Raw genomic sequence first — 20,747 nt, forward strand, 5'->3', positions numbered from 1 at the left:
AACCCATCACCAACGATCATTCAACCGGCCCGCGGTACCACTGCCCCACGATGTCCGGAGTCAGCATGTCGTCGTGCATCGCCGGTACGTGCGAGGATCGCACAACGCTGCGGCAATGCCCCTGCCAGAGTTCGCGGGTCGCATCCTGGGTCTCGAAGTGCAGATAACCCAACACCAGATCGATCGGCACCGAGACCTCACCATGTGTCGGCGCCTGCTTCATCAGCCGCAGGCAGCGTGCGTACGAAGCCATGAACGCACGGGCGTCGTCGAGGCTGTAATCCGCCATCGGTCCACCCGATTCTGCACTACGACAGGCGATCTGGGCTCGTGCCTCATCCCGGGGCAACCCGGCCACCGCATCGACGTCCGCGGCCGACAGTGCGGCATAGTGCGCAAAGATCCGAATCACCTCGCGCTCGAGCTGATCTGGATCCGGGGAGGTATTCACCGTGTCAGCGGCGACCGGTGGAGTGTCGAGGATGGTCAGGCCGCTGACGGTGGCACCGGCAGCCTCCAACTCGCGGGCGATCCCGAAGGCGATATGTCCACCGTACGAAAAGCCCAGCAGCTCATAGGGACCCTCGGGCTGGTGCTCGCGGATCACCTCGGTGTAGGTCGCCACCAGCTCGTCGAGGGTCTCGAAGTCCTGCGACGATCCGCCATGGGCCGGATCCTGCAGCGCGATCAGGCCATGGCCTTCGGGTAGATGCGGCACCAAACTCGAATACACGGTCCCCACCCCGGATATGGCGTGCACACAAAAGACGTAGCGACCCCGTGCCGACGGTGCGAGTTCCACCGCGATCGGATGGCCTTGTCCACTCTGGACTCCCGCGTCGATCGCCGCGGCGATCCCGGTGACGGTCCGCCGGTCGAAGATGGTCCGTAGGGCCAGCGGTAGTCCGGTCCTGCTGCGCAGAGCATTGGCAAACCTTGTCGCCGACAGTGATTGACCGCCGAGACCGAAGAAGTCGTCGTTCGACGAAATCGACACCTCCTGGCCGATCTCCAAGACCTCTCGCAGCACCTCGGCAACAAGGATCTCGGTCGCCGTCGCCGGGTCCCGGTGATCGATCGCCGCGAACGGCACCGGTTCCGGCAGGCCACTGGCGTCGAACTTGCCGTTGACGGTGACCGGCAATTCGTCCAGTTCGGCGAACGCAACCGGCACCATGTAGTCGGGAAGCCGCTCTGCCAGGAAGTCCCGCAACCGGGTGATGAGCCCGTCTTCGATTGCCCGGCCGGACCCGGCAGCGGTACGCGTGACGTAGGCCGCCAGGTAGGGCTCTGCGAGGGAACCACGCCTGCGCACAACAACTGCCGCCGTTCGCACGTCCCGGTGCGATTCCAGCACAAACCTGATCTCTTCGGTCTCGACACGGAAGCCGCGAATCTTGACCTGATCATCGATCCGGCCCAGATACTGGATCGAACCGTGCTCGGTCCAGCGGACGACATCGCCGGTGCGGTACAGGCGTTCGCCGACTGCACTGAAGGGATCGGCAACAAAGCGGGTTGCGGTCAGGCCCGGCTGACCGTGATAACCCAGCGCGACCTGGGGACCACCGAGATACAGTTCGCCGACGACGCCGACGGCCACCGGCCGTAGCGAGTTGTCGAGCACTCGCGCCGCCGAGTTGAAGGCCGGGCTCCCGATCGACAGACCCGCCCCCGAACCCTGTCCGCCGGCGACGACCTGCGCGGTCACCAGTTCACCGGTGATACCGACCGTGGTCTCGGTGGGTCCGTACAGGTTGTACAGATCTGCATCGAACCGGGCCAGTGCCGCGGCCGCGGTTGCCGCAGACAGTGCCTCACCACCGCAGAACACCCGCCGCACCGATGCGGTGGCCTCTTTCGGGAAGTCGTACTGCAGAAGAGCATTGAGCATCGACGGCACGAACTCGACCGTTGTCAGCTGTGCCCGCTCGATCTCGTCGAGCAGGTACTGCGGGTCCCGATGTCCACCCGGTTCGGCCATCACGACCGTGCCGCCGATCATCAATGGGACGAAGAACTCCCACACCGAGGCGTCGAACGAGAACGGGGTCTTCTGCAAGATCCGGTCGCTGGCATCGATTCCGGTGGCCCGTTGCTTCCAGACCAGGAAGTTGACCAGGCCCCGATGATCGATGACCACCCCCTTCGGGCGTCCTGTCGAACCCGAGGTGTAGATCGTGTAGGCGGCGTCGCCGAGCAGGATTGCCCGGCCCCGTTCGTCATCTCTGACCGGCTCTGTCGACAGTTCGGCCAGTTCGGCGCGCAGCGCGGCGTCGTCGAGTAGCACCACATCGGCGGCATCACCGAGTGCCGACACCGTCGTGGAATCGGCGATTGTCAGTGCCACCGCACTGTTTTCCCGGATGTACTCGATGCGATCGAGTGGATAATCGGCATCGATCGGCACATAGGCAGCGCCGGTACGCATGATCGCGGTCAGTACCGCGGGCAATTCCAGACTGCGTGGCAACGCCACCGCAACCCGATCCCCCGGGCGCACACCGCGGCGCAGGAGCAGGCGACTCAACGCGTTCGTCTGCATGTCGAACTGCGCATAGTTCAAACTCTGGTCACCGAACGCGACGGCCTCCGCAGCCGGATGCCGGTATGCCGCGTCGGCCAGCAGTTCGTTGATCGTGCCCGGCGGCAGGTCCACTTGCTCACCCGTCGACCATGCCGCCACATTGTCCGACTCTGTGGCCGACAAGACATCGATCTCACGCAGTGGCACATCCATGCGCCCGGCAACCGTACGCAGCACCGCGATCAGGCGCTCCGCGAGCGCCTCCACCGTAGACCGCTCGAACAGATCGCTGCTGTACTGCAACGCGCAGCCGACAACGCCGGTGGCCTGGTCTTCGGTGAAATCGAAGGAGAGCTCGAACTTCGCCGTGCCGTTGCCGGAAAGTTGTTCCGGTGCACCGATACCGGACGACGACGTATCCGGCAGCGTCCCGGTCAGGTAGACGATCATCACCTGGAACAGCGGGTGGATCGCCGGGGAACGGTTCGGCGCCACCGTCTCGACAACCTGCTCGAACGGCACGTCGCGATGATCGAAAGCGGCAAGATCGCTCTCCCGCACCCTTCCGAGCAACTCGATGAATGACGGCTGCCCGGACAGATCCGTGCGCAGCACAACCGTATTCAGGAAGTAGCCGACCATGTCGTCGAGCTGCGCGTCGCTACGCCCGGAGATCGGTGATCCGATCGCGATGTCGGTACCGGCGCCCATGCGGTGCAGCATTGTTGCGACCGCGGCCTGCATGACCATGAACATACTGGCGCCGGTCTGAGCTCCGAGTTCTCGGAGCGGCCTGGTGATCCCGGCATCGATCCGGCGGAAGACGGTGCCGCCGCGATTGCTCATCCGATCCGGTCGTGGATGGTCGTAGGGCAATGCAAGCTCTTCGGGAACCCCTGCCAACCGGGTACGCCAATAGTCCAGGGCGACTGAGCTCCTGGAGCGTTCGTCGTTCGGGTCACCGAGTAGATCACGTTGCCACAGCACATAGTCGGCGTACTGCAACGGGAGCGGGGTCCAGTCCGGTGCAGCATCGGCCGATCGAGCCCGATAGGCCTCCGTCAGGTCTCGCTGCAACGGCGCCACCGACCACTCGTCGGTCGCGATGTGGTGCAGCACCAGCAGCACCAGATCTGCTCCGGCACCGGTCTTGAGAACGGTTGCCCGCAACGGCACCTCGCGATCGAGCTCAAAACCGTATGACACCGCCGACATGACCGCAGCGACCACCTCGGCCTCACCGACCGCAATCGACTCGACGGGCACGGTGACCGTCCCGGCCGGTTTGATGACCTGGACCGGTTCTCCATCGACCTCGGGGTAGACCGTGCGCAAAACCTCGTGCCGGGCAACAACATCGGCGAGCGCCTGCGCCAGAACCTGTTCGTCGATCGGACCGGGGTGAGACCAGAACACCGGCACGTTGTACGTGGGGTCGGCGCCACTGACGGCGTACATGGTCCACATCTGGGCCTGCCCGGACGACAGCGGAAGCCGATCAGGGCGGGTACGGGCCACCAACTGCGGACGCGTCTGCGTGGCCCGACTGTCCTTCAGGTGCTCGGCCAACTGGGCGATCGTGGGCTTCTCGAAGAGGTCCCGCATCCCCACCGAGACGCCAAGCCTCTCGCCGAGCGCGTTGCAGACCCGGATCGCGAGCAGCGAGTGTCCGCCGAGTGCGAAGAAGTCATCCTCTGCACCGACCGGTCCCTGCTCCGGGTCCCAGCCCAGCACGTCGCCGAAGATCTCACCGAGCACCGTCTCGAGCTCACCTTCGGGAGCTCGTGAGGTACGCGCCGCACTGACCGGAACCGGCAGTGACCGCCTGTCGAGTTTGCCGCTCGGCCCCAGTGGAAGAACGTCGAGTTCGATCATGTGCGTTGGAACCATGTAGCGCGGCAGCCGAGATGCGATGGCGCTGCGTATCGTTTCGACGTCAGGATGTTCCGTCGACGACGGGTCGAGCACGTAGTAACCCACGAGGTCATCCGCGTGCACGGCAACCGCAGCTGCCGACAATCCTCCGGTTTCGAGTATCGACGTTTCGATCTCACCGAGTTCGATACGCAAACCACGCAGTTTGACCTGCTGATCGGAGCGGCCACGATAATCGAGCCCGATCCGGCCCTCGCCGTCACGGCGCACACATACGAGGTCACCTGTCCGGTACAGACGCTCACCGACCACAAATGGGTGTGCCACAAAACGTTCCGCCGTGCGCCGCGGGTCCGCGTGATAGCCGCGGGCCAACTGCACGCCACCGAGGTACAGTTCCCCGATCACGCCTTCGGGAACCTGCCGGAGGAATGTGTCGAGGACGAACAGGTCGGTGCCCCAGACCGGTCCACCCAGCGACAGTGAAGCACTCACCAGATCAGGATCCTCGAAGGTTCCGTCACCCACACCGATTGCTGCACTCACGTCCACCGCTGCCTCGGTGGGTCCGTAAAGGTTGTCCAGGCGCACACCCGGCAGTCGGTTACGAAGCGTCTGCGCGACATCCGCCCGCAACGCTTCCCCACTGGCGATGATCGCCTCGAGTCCACGCTCGGCCAGATTCGGCACCGCTGTCACCGCCGGGGACGCCAAGAAAACCTCGAGCATCGACGGAACGAAGTGTGCGTACCTGATTCGCTGCTCGTCGATCAGCCGCGCCAGATACGCCGGATCGCGATGTGCTTCCGGTTCGGCGATCACCAGGGTGGCACCATATGCCAACGGCCAGAAGAGCTCCCACACCGAGACATCGAAGCTGATCGGCGTCTTGTGCAGAACTCGGTCACCGGCCCCGACGCCGTAGACACTCTGCATCCACACCAGCCGGTTGACGATCGCCCGGTGCGAGACCACAACACCCTTCGGTCGACCGGTCGACCCCGAGGTGAACAACACGTAGGCGGGGTGTTCCGGCAACAGCCGTTCGGTGCGTTCGCCGTCCGTGATCGGATCACCCGACAGTTCGGAGAGCGCTTCGGACACAAGCGAATCATCGAGAACGACGACCGGGATGCCCGCGGGCATGTTGCCCACCCAGTCGGCAACCGTGATCGCGACGACCGGTGTCGCGGCGTCGACCATGTATTGCAACCGGTCCGCCGGATAATCCACATCGAGCGGCAAGTAGGCGGCGCCCGCCATGACGACGGCGTGAATGGTCCTCAGCAATTCTTCCGAGCGTGGAATCGCCACGGCGACAACGGACTCAGGACCAACTCCGGAGGCGATGAGATGACGCGACAAACGTGCGACGGAGCCGCGGAAATCGCCATGCGACACCGATCCGCCGCCGGGGGTCAGCAAGGCCGGCTGCGGCTGCGGCGGGCGGGCGACCAACAGGTCCGCCAAGGTCGGCGGTGCCGGAACCCGAGCACCCCGGAGTGCGGCCAGCACCTCGTTGTCGGCTGCGTCGATCACCGTCAGATCGCCGACTGTGATGGCCGGACGCGCGGCGATCTGTTCGAGGACACCAACCAGCCTGCGGACGAAACCCTCTGCTGTGGAGCGGTCGAACTGTTCAGTCGAGTACTCGACGCCGATGGTCATCGACGCGTCGGCGTCGACAAAGGTGAACGCGAGGTCGAACTTGGCGTGCTGCGCCTGCAGGTTCTCGAATTCGGTTGGCATACCCAGGAAATCAGGGTTGCCACCACCGATCTGCAGGTAGCTGACCATCACCTGGAAGAGTGGGTTACGACCGGCGATACGCGACGGGCTCAGAGCTTCTACGATCTGTTGGAACGGCAGATCCTGATTCTCGAAAGCGGCCAGATCGACCTCACGCGTCCGCTCCAGCAGGTCGGTGAACGTCGGGTTACCCGAGACGTCCATCCGCAGCACCTGCGTCGAGACGAAGAAACCCACCAGGTCGGCCAGAGCCGGATCGCCTCGACCGGAGATCGGCGAACCGAGGGCCAGGTCGGTCCCGGCGCCGAGACGACTCAGCAGCGCGGCAACCGCAGCCTGGGTGACCATGAACATGCTGGCGTTGACCTTGCGTCCCACTGCCAGCAGCGCGTCGCGGACCTCGGGTCCGACCTGCGCGGTGACCATGTCACCGGCCCCGTTCGGGACCGTCGGGCGACGCCGATCGCGTGGCAGCTCGATCTCATCGGGCAGGCCGGCCAGCGTCTGTTCCCAGTAGTCCAACTGGCGCGCCGCGCGAGACCCGGGATCCGACACCGATCCCAGCCGCTCGAGCTGCCAGAGGGTGTAGTCGGCGTATTGCACCGGCAGGTCGGCGAATTCAGGTGCGGTACCGGACAACCGGGCCAGATATGCGATGGTCAGATCGGTCAGCAGCGGGCGGTCCGACCACTCGTCGGTGACCATATGGTGCAGGGCCAAAGCGATCACCGAGTGTTCGCCTGCCTCCCCAACCCGGACCAGGCAGGTCCGCAGAACCGGCCCGCGTTCGAGATCGAAAGGCCGGGTCAGATGTGCTGCGACACTGGTGCGGATAGCCGTGTCATCGGCGCCGCGGTGCTCGAGTACATCGAATGCCAGTGCATCGGCGGCCGCAACGACGTGTTGGGTGGGTTGTCCGTCCACGATACGAACCACCGTGCGCAACGCCTCGTGCCGGTCCAGCACGTCGAGAAGTGCCGCGCGCAGCGCATTCTCGTCGACAACTCCACCGACACGCGCGACATGCGCGTAGTGATACGCCAGGTCGTCACCATCGAGTGAGTTCAGGAGCCACAGGCGTTCCTGGGCCGGAGACAGCGGAACCAGTTCGGGCCGTGGCGTGTTCGCGACGGCGCTCAACGAGGAGGTTTGCGGATCGGCCCGGACATCTCCACCCTGCAGACGTGCGGCCAGGGCGGCCGGAGTCCGCGCCTCGAACAGATCACGGACCGCAAGCTTGCGTCCGTCGACCTCCACTCTGCCGACCAACTGCATCGCCGACATCGAGTGTCCGCCGAGTGAGAAGAAGTCATCGTCGATACCGACCTCGTCGACGTCGAGGATCGAGGCAAATGCCTCACACAATGCACGTTCGGTGTCGGTCCGCGGCGCACGTCGCACGCCACCGACGGCCAGTTCCGGCTTGGGCAGCGCGGCGATGTCCAGCTTGCCGTTCACGGTCATCGGCAGGCTGTCCACCGCCGAGAACAACGCCGGGACCATGTAATCGGGCAACAATCCTCCCAGGTACGCCCGCAACGCGGCCAGATCGCCATCGAAGCCCGTCGCGGGCACCACGTACGCGACGAGGCGTTTGGTACCGGGAACCGACGGATCCGGGGCAGCGATCACGGCAGCCCGCACGATGTCGTGATGGGCGTCGAGTACCGCCTCGACCTCACCGACCTCAACCCGATAGCCACGGATCTTCACCTGATCATCGGTGCGTCCCAGGAACTCCAGGTTCCCGTCGGCCCGCCATCGCATCAGGTCACCCGTGCGGTACATCCGCTGCCCGGCCGCCGCGAACGGGTCGGCCACAAATCGCTCAGCGGTCAGTGAGGCCCGATTGAGGTAACCACGCGCCAAACCGGCGCCGGTCACATACAGCTCGCCGACCACGCCCTCGGGTACGGGCCGGAGCCACGCATCGAGTAGGTGGGCCTGCGTGCGGCTGATCGGATGTCCGACGGTGGGTTTGTCACACTCGTCGGTGCCCGCGCCGAGTGTGTTGATCGTGTACTCGGTGGGTCCGTACAGGTTGTAGCCCAGCACATCCGGGGTTTCGCGTAGCTGTTGCCAGATGTTCTCGGGAACCGCTTCGCCGCCGAGCAGGACCAGGGGCGGGCGATGCCCGGGATACGGGGTTCTGACGTCCTCCGGTCCGGCGAGAAGTCCGGCCTCGAACAGATGGTGGGCGTACGTCGGGGTGACATTGACGACGTCGATGAGGTGCTGACGGCAGTAGTCCACCAGCCCGGCGGCATCGCGGCGGAGTTCTTCGTCGCAGACATGGACTTCGTGGCCTTCGACCAGCCACAACAGCTCTTCCCACGACATGTCGAACGCGAACGACACGGTGTGGGCGATGCGAAGCCGCCCGCTCCTGCCGGACTCAGCGACAGCCTGAACCGTCGGATCGAAAATTGCACTGCGATGGTTGAGCTGCATGTTCGTCAGCCCGAGATAGGGCGTCGACACACCCTTGGGCAGACCCGTCGAACCCGAGGTGAAGATGACATAGGCCGGATGCCGAAGGCGGCCGGGTGTTCCGGGCGCGAACATCCCGAGTTCGACGTCGGTCAACGGTGATTCAGGCAGATCGGCCAGATGTCCACGGGTCTTGGCGTCGTCGAGGACCAGCAGATTTCGCCCGCCGAGTCGCTGCGCCGTGCCCGCGACGGTGAGTACCACCATCGGATCGCCCTGGTCGAGGATGGCCGCGAGACGGTCGTCGGGATGATCGAGCTCCAGGGGCAGATAGGCTGCACCGCAACGGAGTACTGAGAACAGCGCAACCACCGTGTCGATGCTGCGGGGTAGCGCGATGGCCACGATCGACTCGGGACCGGCACCCTGGCCCGCCAGGAGTCGGGCCAATCGATTGATCCGGGCGTCGAGTTCTGCGTAGGTGACGCGCTGCTGCCCGAATACGAGCGCGATTTCCGCCGGGATCAGTGCCGCGCGCTCGGCGAGCATCTCGGAGATCGTGGTGTCGGGGAGGTCCTGGAGGTCGAGGCCGTCCTGGCGCGGTTCCCGTCGTTCCGCCGGGAGCGCAACGGGCAGCGCGGCAGCAGCGACGGTGCCGGGAGCATCTACGAACGTCGCGAGGACCGAACGGAACTCGTCGGCGATCGTGGCGGCGAGGTTGTCGCTGATCAGGTCTTTCCGGTACTCGATCCGGAAGCGGATGTCCTCGCTCGGCGTCACCACGATGGTGACCGGGTAGTGGGTGTGATCGAGGCTGCCCTCACCGAGCAGTCCGTGCCGCTGCGATTGTTCGGCCTCTTCGTCCTCGGTGCGGAAGTTCTGCAGCACGTACAGGACGTCGAACAGCGTCGAGACGCCGGCGGCGCGCTGGATTCCGGCGAGTCCCAAATGGTCGTATGCCATCGAGTCCACCCGGTCGGTCTGCACCCTGCGCACAAGTTCGGTGAGTGTCTCCCCGGGCCGCAGCCCCACCCTGACCGGAATCGTGTTCAAGAACAGCCCGATGACTCCTTCGAGACCGGGGACCTCGGTCGGGCGACCCGACACGGTGGAACCAAAAATCACATCGGCCCGACCGAGGTGACGTGAGAGCACCAGCGCCAGAGCGGAATTGAGTGTTGCGTTGAGCGTGACGCCCGCCAGACGAGATGCCCCACGGAGGGCGACTGAAAGATCCGCTCCGAGAGTGCGTTCGATGCGCGCCGGTGCCGCGGTCACCGTACCCGCCGCACGCGGCGCGAGCAGCGACGGTTCTTCGACACCGGAGAGGATCTGCGCCCACGCGTCGTGCGCGGCCTGCTGGTCCTGTCCACCCAGCCAGGCAAGGTAATCGCCGAACGTCGCATGCGGAGCTTCGACGGTGCCGCAATCCGTTGCGGCATAAAGTGCCAGCAGCTGGGAGACAAAGGGGCCACCCGACCAGCCGTCCCACAGCATGAACTGACGATTGATCACGAGTCGGTCATGACCTGAGTCGAGATGGACAAGCGTCATCCGCCACAGCGGCGGTGCATCGAGCGTGAACGGGGTTCGCCGGTCCCGGAGCAGCTCTGCTTCGAGCATCGCCTCGCGATCGGCAGCCGGGTATCCCGACAGATCGACTTCGACCAATGCGGGTTCAAGATCGTCGACCACGAATTGGACCGGCGCATCAAAACCGTCGACGGTGAATCCCGCACGGATTGCGGGATTGCGTTTCATCAGCTCGGTGGCGGCGACCCGCAACCGGTCCGCGTCGAGCTGGTGATCGACGTCCAGCCAGAACTGTGCCGTGTAGATGTCGTTTCCGCTGTCCACCTGGGCCTGATAGAACAGGCCCTCCTGTAGCGGCGACAGTGGCCACACATCAGAAATGTGTTCTCCGGCCAGTGAAATCAGGGCCTCGTCCTGCTCGGGGGTCACCCGTACCAGGTAGCGCGACGTCCGCGCCGCTGCCGCGGGCAACAGAGCTGTCAGGGTCTGCGACCAGATCGTCGAAAGCTGTTCGAACTCGAGTTCACTGGCCGCCGAGAACCTTCCCTGCACATGCGCCGACCAGCCGTCAGCACCGCGACGCAGGGCCAGTCTGATCGCCGTCTGCGCAGGCAACGGTTCGTCGGTGTCCAGTCGTTCGACCCGCAAGTCGACCGGTGGTAAGGCCGCCAGGGCGGCGCCTGCCTGCGGCTGCAGGTGACGAAGAATCTCGTAGCGCACATCCGCTGCGTCGGACCAGAACTCGCGGGCGGTCTCGATGAGCTGCGCCGACTCGGCCCCCGAACCTGTCGACAACCGGATGGGCGCCACCGAACGGAGCGGGCCGACGGTCCCGGACAGGTCCAGGCCGAACGGGGTCTTGTGATGGATGTCCTGGCCGACTTCGAAGACGACCTCGGTCCGGTCGATACCGCGGGCGGCATCCCAACGCGCGATCGTCGCAGCCGCCGCGGCTGACAACACCGCGGTGAGTTCTTCGGGTGCGAGCTCATCGGGTGCGCCAACGGGTGATTCGGACTCGTATCCGGTCTGCGCCGTCTGATCCGAATCCCCCTGGTGGGTCACCCCGGCCGCCACCCGACCGCCCGGGGCATGGACCGCAAGCCAGCGGGGCAATTCGGCGAGCAGTTGGGGTGAGCGCGATCGGGCCGAGAGTTCGCGGGCCAGCGCTGCGATGTGTGTTGCGGGAGGATCGATTCGAATCGCCCGTCCGGCAAGCGCGTCCGAAGCGGCCTGTTCCAGCTCGACCGCCAGTACGTCCAGCGACACCTCATCGACGAACAATGCGGCAACCGTCAGATGTGCTGTGAGTTCGTCGGATCGCCAGTGCGCGCACAGGATCCGGCCGGCGCGGACGTCGATCTCGTCTCCAGAAGATGCGGTTTCGGGATCGACCGGTTCCAGGGACCACAGTCCCGCAGCGGGTTCGGCCAACCGGCTGTGCAGGATCGGATGGGCGCTCACCAGTGAATACGCCGCGTCGCGGACGACCTCGGCGGTGGATCCGGCGGGCAAGGTCACCGTCCGGGTCCGCAATGCTGCGACGGTCTCAGGCTGGTGCCGCGCCCGGTGCAGGGACGGAAGCAGTGGCAGTGCTTGCGGTTCGCCGCCGGACACCGCCACAGCGCTCGACCCCAGTGCCTGCAGCCTGGCGGTCGGGTCGACAAACAGTTCCTCGAAGAACGCCTCCAGTTCGCGGCTGATCTCGAGCACATCATTTTTGGCGTCGGCCACACCACGCAACGCGATGCGGATCGGTTCGAGACCCCGCTGAATCACGGCGAGGAACTCGACGTCTCCGACCGGACCTGATGCGAGCGGGACGAACTGCGCAGGCAAACCTCCGACGGTCGCGTTCGAGGAGGCGGACAGGACGTTGATACCGGCGCCGAACATGCGGTACCCGGGGTCGAGGCCGCGTAGTTCCCGGCCGAGGTCTTCACCCCGAAACCGACTGTGCTTCAACATCTCGGCGAGACGGTCGGCGACTCTGCGGGCGATGTCGGTGAGTGTGTCGCGACCGTCGACGGGAATTCGCAGTGGCAAGACACTGGTCACCATCGCCGGAACGGTTCGCAGTTCACTGACCCCACGCGCGGTGGTCGGCAGCGCGAAGACGATGTCGGACAGACCGGTCCTTCGATGGGTGAACGCGGCGAGCACACCGATCAGCACCTGCGCCAACGACAGACCGTGATCCTTGCCCAGGTCCTGCAGGACCTTCGTGCGGTCGGTGTTCAGGATCACCGCAGCATGCTCGGTCCCCTGCGCGGCCGGCAGAAAGCGATTCAACAGACGCGGGGCAGGCGGCAGGTCGGCCATCTGCCCGACCCAATACGCCCGGTCTGCGTCGAACTGATCGGAGTTCCGATAGTCCTGATCTGCCTTGACGTAGCCCTCTATCGACCATCGCGGTCCCGGATCGAACTCGGCAGGTGCGGGGTAGGCACGACGCACAGAGAGGCCGAGCTGCATCAGTCCGACACCGTCGCAGACGATGTGGTGTGCGTGCAGGAACCAGATGGTCACAGAGTCCGACAACAGCAGGACTGCGGTCCCGAACAGATCGTCGGTGGCGACGTCGTGGGGCCGGTCGAGCTCAGCTCGCATCCACGCCATCGCGGCAGCACGCGGATCTGCGTCCGCGCGCAGATCGACAACGTCGGGAATGGTGTTCCCCGGCGGCGTGACGATTTGCCGGAGTTCTCCGTCAGACGCCATGGTGAACCGAACGTGCAGGGTGGGAGCTTTGGCGACCACGCTGCCGATCGCAGTGGTGAGGCGATCGATGTCGAGCGGACCCGACGTCACCTCTCCATAGAGTCCGGTGTTGTAGAGGGTGGCGTCCTGCGCGGTCTGCGCGCCGAGGAACACATCCCGCTGAGCAGCCGTGGCAGGCAGCGTCACCGGACCCTGCGCTGCGGTCTCGTCCACGTTGCCGTAAGACTCCTTGACGTCGGTCACCGTGCTACCTCCACCGAATTCGTGGCGGGATCCGCCAATTGCCCACTGACCGACATCCATCGCCGCGCCACACTCACCACTTCGTCCTCGGCCAGGACACTCGGCAGGTAGGTGAACCTGCCACGCAGTACCGGGCCATCGGGCCCATCGATGCACACGATCTCGATCTCCAACGCATACGGGACACCAAGATCCGTATCCGGTGGGGTAACAAGTGCCTGTGACTCTTCAGACGGCAGCCAATCACCACCCTTGCCGACCGGGATACGCCCCAAGTAGTTGAACAGCACTTGGGCACTGCCTGTTTCAGACAGAATCGCACTGGTCTGGGGATCGAGGTGGCGAAGCATTCCATATCCGAGTCCGGATCCCGGTACCGCGGCCAGCGCTGCCGCCGTCTGCGCCACCGCGTCGTCAACAGATGTGAAGGCGGGCAACCGAACCGGTGCCATCGCGGTGAACCAGCCGAGTGTTCGCGTCAGTTCCACCGACGGACCCGAATCGGGATCTTCACGGCCATGACGCTCGACATCGACGACGATTTCACGTTCACTCTCGCCGAGAACCGCTCGAACCGATCCGAGCAGGACCGCGGTCACCTCGACTCCGGACAGTGCCGGCACCGACGTGAGCAGCGCAGCGCTGGTCTCGGTATCGAGTGCGACCTCGACCATGCGCTGCTCGCCCACCGTCCCGGCCACCGGACCCGAAACCAGTTCGCCGCCGGGCGCCAGCACATCTTGCCAATACGAGAGCTCACGCTGCCGACCGGAGTCGAGCGCCGCAGCCGAAACCCGGTCCGCGAACTCCGTCAACGTGGTTCGCGCGGGCAGCAGATCGATCGGCCTGCCGGCCTGGACGTCCGCCCACGCCTGTTCCAGGTCTTCGAGGATGATCCGACGGGACACACCGTCGATGGCCAGGTGGTGGATGACAAGAACCAGCCGGCCCGGGGTGCTGGGCCGGTCGAGGTAGACCGCGGCCAGCATCCGGCCGGCTTCAGGATCGAGGCGATCGCGGGCGGCCGAGGAAGCGTGGGCCACCGCATCGCCGAGGTCGGCGTCATCGGACACTCGCACCACTTCCACGCAGTCTGCGCCCGACACCGCGCCCCGTGGCCTGATCTCGAGCGACCACAGGATGCCTGCAATATCGGTGAGCTGCAGGCGCAAGGCGTCGTGATGATCGACCATGGCCGACACGATCGAGCGAATGACCTCACCGTCGGCCGATACCGGAACCTGCACCACCATCGACTGATTGATGTGGGTACTCGATCCGCCCAGCTCACGTAGACGAGACATGATCGGCAGCAATGCAACCGGGCCGACCGCGGCATCGATATCGGCTTGGTCCTGCGACTCGTTTGTCGCCACCGCCGCGAGTGCGGCGACGGTTCGGTGGGTGAAGATATCCCGTGTCGCCAAGGTCAGACCTCGGCGCTGCGCCCGGTTCACGAGCTGGATCGACACGATACTGTCACCGCCGAACGCGAAGAAGTCGTCGTCGACCGAAACCTGTTCGAGTCCAAGCGTTTCGGCAAACACCTCACACAGGATCCGCTCGTTGTCGGTCTCCGGCTCCCGCGAGGTAACACTCGTGGTGAAGTCCGGATCGGGAAGTGCGCCGCGATCGAGCTTGCCGTGCGGTGTCATCGGGAAGTCGGGCAAGAACACCAACGCCGACGGCACCATATAATCGGGAAGCCTGAAGTTCAACTCACTGAATATGCGGTCACGAGAAGTGAGGACCGCTGATTCCGGATCAGCCGAATCGGGTTTGCTCGCAGCAACCACGTAACCCACCAAAATGGTTGCACCCGAGGGGCCCTCACGGTCGACCACGACAGCGTCGCGGACGCCCTCGACGTCGCGGATCGCCGCCCCGATCTCACCGAGTTCGATACGGAATCCGCGGATCTTGACCTGCTGGTCGGCGCGTCCCACGTAGTCGAGGGCGCCCCGATCGGTCCACCGGACCACATCTCCGGAGCGGTACATCCGCTCCCCTTCCGCGCCCCAGGGGTCGGCGACGAAACGCACGCTGCTGAGACCGGCGCGCCGCAGATACCCGGCGGTGACCTGTGGCCCCGAGAGGTACAGCTCACCGCTCACGCCCACACCGACGGGGCGCAGCAGGTGGTCGAGTACGCGCGCCCGGAATCCGGCAAGCGGGGCGCCGATCAAACTCGACGGCACCCGGGTGTCGTTCTCCGTGATCTGGAGCCAACTCGCGTGGACGGTGGTCTCGGTGATGCCGTACATGTTGATCAGAGCCGGACCTGCCTGCGCGTCACCGGATACGCGGCGGTGCCGTGCAAACCACCCGGAAAGCGCCGGGAGTTCCAGGGCTTCGCCGCCGAAAATGATGTACCGCAACGACTCTGCCATACCCGGCGTTTCGGTGTCGGCCGCATCGAACTGCCGGAAGGCGGTAGGGGTTTGGTTCAGGACGGTCACACCGGCACGGTTGATCGTCTCGAGCAGCGCCCGGGGCGATCGGGCCTCGTCGCGACCGAGAACCTGGATCCGGCCCCCGTAGGCAAGTGCCCCCCACAATTCCCACACAGAGAAGTCGAACGCGTAGGAGTGAAAGAGCGACCATACGTCGCTCGGGCCGAACTCGAACCGACCTGCGGTGGCACCGAGCAAGGCGCACACATTGCCGTGCGAGACGACCACACCCTTGGGCCGACCGGTGCTGCCCGACGTGTAGATCACATAGGCCGGATCCTGTTCTGTCAGCACCACCAGCGGCATGGGCGCAGCCGAATCGACGGTCTGCCAGGCTGTCTCGAGGTCCACCACGGTTGCCTGCGGCGGCAATCCGGTAGGTGGGCGGGTGCCACCGGCAACCACGACGACGCTCGGAGCACAGTCCTGCACAATCATTCTGATTCGATCGGCCGGGTAGTCGGGATCGATCGGGACATATGCCGCACCTGCGCGCAGGGTGGCGAGTACCGCCACCACCAGATCCGTTGTCCGCGGGATCATCAACGCCACAAAGCAGCCGCGTCCGACTCCGGCTGCCACCAGTGTCGCCGCCAGTGTTCGTGACCGTTGGTCGAGCTCGGAGTAGGTCAGGGCCGCGTTCGCGTCCTGCACCGCAACCGATTCCGGATGGTTGCGCACGGACTGCGCGAACACATCTGTCAGCGACGACGCCACCGGAGTGCAGGGGTGCGCGCCTGCCAGCACCAACTGCGATTCGGTGGCGGTGATCAATCGCAACGAGGACACCTGGGTGGTCAGGTCTTCGGCCATGGCCGTGAGTACGGCCCGCACCCGTCCTGCCATCGTCGCCACGGTCGATCGATCGTAGAGATCGGTTGCGTACTCGAATGTTCCGGTCAATCCGCGGCCCTGCGCCGATTCGCGGAACTCACACGTCAGATCGAACTTTGCAGTCCGGGAATCGGCAAAGACCGGTTCAGCGACCGTGCCCCGGAACTTCGGGGCGACAATCGCGTTCCGGTACTGCACCAGGGTCTGGAACAACGGTTGACGCGCCAGCGAGCGCTCCGGATCCAGATCGTCGACGATTCGCTCGAACGGAACATCTTGATGCACATACGCTTCGAGGTCGGTGGTGCGAATGGTCGCGATCACCTCGGCCAGGGTCGGGTCACCACCGAGGTCCGTGCGCAGTACCAGCGTGTTGACAAAGAACCCGACCAATTCATCGAGAGCGTTGTCGGTGCGACCCGCAACCGGTGTTCCGACCACGATGTCGGTGCCTGCGCCCGACGCCGACAGCGCAATGGCCGTCGCCGCGTGGACCATCATGAACATCGTCGATCCGGTGACCCGCGCAACCTGCCGCAGGGCAGCGAGTTCTTCCGCACCCATGCTGAACTCGACTGTGCCGCCGCGATACGTCGCATGTACCGGACGCGCCCGGTCGTAGGGCAACGGCAGCTCAACGGGTATCCCCGCAAGCCGGTCCCGCCAATAGTCGAGTTGCCCACGGGTGAGTTCGGTCGGCTGATCCGGTTCCCCGAGGACGTGACGTTGCCACAGCGCGTAGTCCGCGTATTGCACCGGCAGCATCGGCAGTGACTCACCCTGATAGGCCCGGGCCAGGTCATTCATCAACGCCGTCGCGGACCATTCGTCGGCGACGATGTGATGGACCAGCAGCACCAGCACGCAGTGTTGCGGACCGATGTCGATCAGCTCGCCGCGGATCGGGAGTTCCGAGGTCAGATCAAAGGTCTGCTCACCGAGAGACTGCAACTTGTCGGCCACATCGCCGTCGCCACAGGAACTCTCGTTCCACGCCACCTCGGTTCCGACAGGAAGGATGACCTGCATGGCGTGACCGGTCTCGGCGTCTTCCGGGAAGATCGTTCGCAGTGCCTCATGCCGGTCCACCACCGCTGCCAGGGCCCGCCGCAGCGTATCCCGGTCGAGGTGACCACGCAGCCGCAATGCGAAGCGCAGGGTGTAGGCCGACCGGGTTTCTTCGATCCGGTGCAGGAACCGAAGGCGCTGCTGCGCGAACGACAAAGGCAGCGGTGCGGGCCGGGTCTGCGCCACAAGAGGTTCGGTGGCCGTGCCGGCATCGGACTCGACAAGTTCCGCCAGTTGTGCGGGTGTGGGTCGTTCGAAGATGTCGGCGACGGTGAGCGCTGAGCCGAGTGCCGCGCGCAACCGGGTGATCAGGCGGGTGGCCGACAGCGAATGCCCACCGAGATCGAAGAAGTTGTCCTCGGGTCCGATCATCGAAACGCCCAGGACCTCGGCGAACAGGGTGCACAACTGCGCCTCCGCCCGGGTGCGCGGTTCGCTGCGCCCACCACCCTCACCGGTGACAACGGGTTCCGGCAACCTCCCACGATCGAGCTTGCCGTTCGGGAGGACCGGAAGGTCCTCGACCAGGGTCCACGCGGTGGGGATCAGGTGTCCCGGCAGCCGCTGGGACATCGCCTGGCGCAGCGTCTGCCCTGTCACGCCACCATGTTCGGGCACAACGTACCCGGCCAGCAGGTTGTCGCCGTGCGCGTCGGCACGGACCGCAACAGCACCCGCCCGGACCTCGGGCAACGCCGCCAGGACCGCCTCGACCTCGGCCAGTTCGACGCGGTGACCCCGGATGGTCACCTGGCTGTCGCTGCGGCCCAGTAGTTCCAATCGGCCGTTCTCGTCGAAGCGGCCGAGGTCACCGGTGCGATAGAGCCTGGTGCCGTGCCCGGCAGGATCCGCTACAAAGGCCTGCGCGGTGGCGCCCGGTCGACCGCGGTAGCCGCGCGCCAACTGGGCACCACGTACGTACACCTCGCCGACCGCACCCGGCGCGGCCGGCTGCAGGAACATGTCGAGCAGAGCGATCCCGGTGCCGGGTACCGCAGAGCCGACCAGTACCCGGTCGCCCGGAGTCACCACCGCAGTGGTCACGTCACCGGCGACCTCCGACGAACCGTACGAGTTGACCAGCTGTGCACCGGGCGTCGCGCGGCTGATCCGATTCACCGCATCGGTGGTGAGCGGTTCACCGCTCAGGATCCATCGGCGCAGCGATGGCACCGGCGTGGTGTCCACCAGCGTCGTGGCCAGTCCGCCGATCGCCGTCAGCTGGCTGACCACATGGTCACCGATGAGCCGTCCCAGGGCTTGTGGGTCTTTGGCCTTCCCGGAATCGGCCATGACCACCTGTGCCCCGGATGCCAGCGCACCGAGTAGTTCTGTGGATCCGTCGATGAAACTGAACGAGCTCTTCGCGAGCCGGACATCGGCAGCGGGCAACGACCAGTCCCGCGCCGCCCACGCGATTCGGTTGGCAAGCGCACCTGCTGTTCCCAGCACCGCCTTGGGCGTGCCGGTCGACCCGGATGTGTAGATGACGTAGGCAATCGCGGCCGGGATGTACGTCCCGGCCGCTCTCGGGGTGCGCCTGTTTCGGGATTCGATCGTCACCGGATCGACAACCGGGCAGCCCGCGAAGGCACCAACTCGCGGATCGTCGGTGACCACCAGCGCGGGTACGGCATCGGAGACCATGTAGGAAATCCGCTCGGCCGGGTACTCCAGGTCGATGGGCAGATACGCCGCACCCACCTCTAGTGCGGCCAGCATCGACACCACCGCGTCGATGCCACGCGGCACCGCAATCGCAACGACACTCTCGCAGCCGATTCCACGCGAGACGAACTCGTGCGCGAAGTCGTCGACGCGGGCAAGCAGGTCTTCATAGGTGAGCGTTGCGGATTCGGTCACCAGCGCGGTCGCGTCAGGGCCGGCTGCCGCGCGGGTTCGAATCTGCTCCGGCACCGACGGCGTGGGCCCGCCGGGGGTGATCGCCGACCACGTCTCGAGTTGCTCGCGCTCTCCAGACAGCGTGAAATCGATGCTGCCCAGCGAGCGCCCAGGTGCTTCGGCAAAGAGGCTCAGCCCCATGCACATCCGGTCGACCAACGACCGGACCACCTGTTCGGCGACCCGGCTCGGCGAGAACTTGACGAGGATCCGGATCCCGGACGCCGGTGAAGGGACCACGGTGAGGGACAGTGGGAATTCGGTGGCGTCCGCGATGGCCGGCTCACCCATATCCAGGCCCGCACTGCGTTGTGCCTCGTCGATCACCGCGGAGTCGATCAAGAAGTTCTCGACCACCAGCATGGTGTCGAAGAGGTCGCCGACCCCGGCAGCGCGCTGCAGCACACCCAGACCCACGTGCATCGCGGGCATCAGCGCAATCTGCTTTCGCTGCAGCGTGATTGCGTTGTCGATCAGGCTGCATGACGGCGACAACCGCACCCGGACGGGCACGGTGTCGACAAAGGTTCCGATGGACGACTCGATGCCTTCGATCTCCGGCGGGCGCCCCGAGACCGTTGCGCCGAACACCACATCGCTGCGTCCGAGATGTTTCCCGAGAACAGTCGCCCACACCAGTGACAATGCGGTGTTGAGCGTCAGACCTGCCGCACCGAGCGTTTCGCGAAGCCGGGTGACCACCTCGGATTCCACCGACACCTCGAACTCGGTCGGCAGTTCCGACCGTGCGCCCGGTGATCGCGGCTCGGCGAGCAAGGTGCCACCGTCTAGTTCGGCCAGCTCCGGCTTCCAGAACTGTTCCAGGCGTTGCCCACCCGACTGCTGGTCAGCCGCGAGCCATTTGAGGAAACCCCAGTAGGCGCTCGTGCCGTCTGACGGCTCGGTGAGATCGTCTCCGTAAGAACGCAATACATCGGCCAGCAGCAGATACAGCGACCACCCGTCCACGATCAGGTGGTGCACGGTCAGCACCAGGGTGCACTGCTGCGGGGCGGTGCGTACCAGGGCCGCGCGCAACAGTGGCGGTGCGGTGAGGTCGAACCGGTGTGTGCGTTCGGCGGCGACCAGGCGGGCGAGATGCTCGATCTGCTCGGGCTCGGGCCGGTCGGAGTCGTCGAACTCCTGCCACCCGAACTCGGTCGACGACCGGACCAGGCCCACGGGCTCGCCGGTCTTGCGGCGGGCGAAACCGGTGCGCAAACCGGGATGCCGATCGATCACCGCTGCAATCGCCGACCGCAGCCGCTGCGCGTCGACCACACCCTGCAAAGGCACCGACAGGACGATCGAATACGGATCGGTCCCAACCGCATTCGTGGACTTATAGACCAACGATTCCTGCAACGGGGTCAGCGGCACCACGTTTTCGAGCGTGGACGATGTAGCGGGTC

General features: G+C 65.4%; 2 protein-coding genes. Both read right to left on the reverse strand.

Annotation, left to right across the window (positions count from 1 at the left end; genetic code table 11):
* Positions 1-16: 16 nt before the first annotated feature.
* Positions 17-13,078 carry an amino acid adenylation domain-containing protein gene (locus AC1TQG_RS21870; RefSeq protein ID WP_482140193.1) on the reverse strand — a complete coding sequence of 4,354 codons (13,062 nt, stop codon included), beginning with the start codon at positions 13,076-13,078 and terminating at the stop codon, positions 17-19.
* Positions 13,075-20,718 carry an amino acid adenylation domain-containing protein gene (locus tag AC1TQG_RS21875; RefSeq protein WP_482140195.1) on the reverse strand — a complete coding sequence of 2,548 codons (7,644 nt, stop codon included), beginning with the start codon at positions 20,716-20,718 and terminating at the stop codon, positions 13,075-13,077. The genes AC1TQG_RS21870 and AC1TQG_RS21875 overlap by 4 nt, the downstream gene beginning before the upstream one ends.
* Positions 20,719-20,747 lie beyond the last annotated feature (29 nt).

The sequence above is a fragment of the Williamsia sp. Y844 genome, assembly GCF_056786475.1.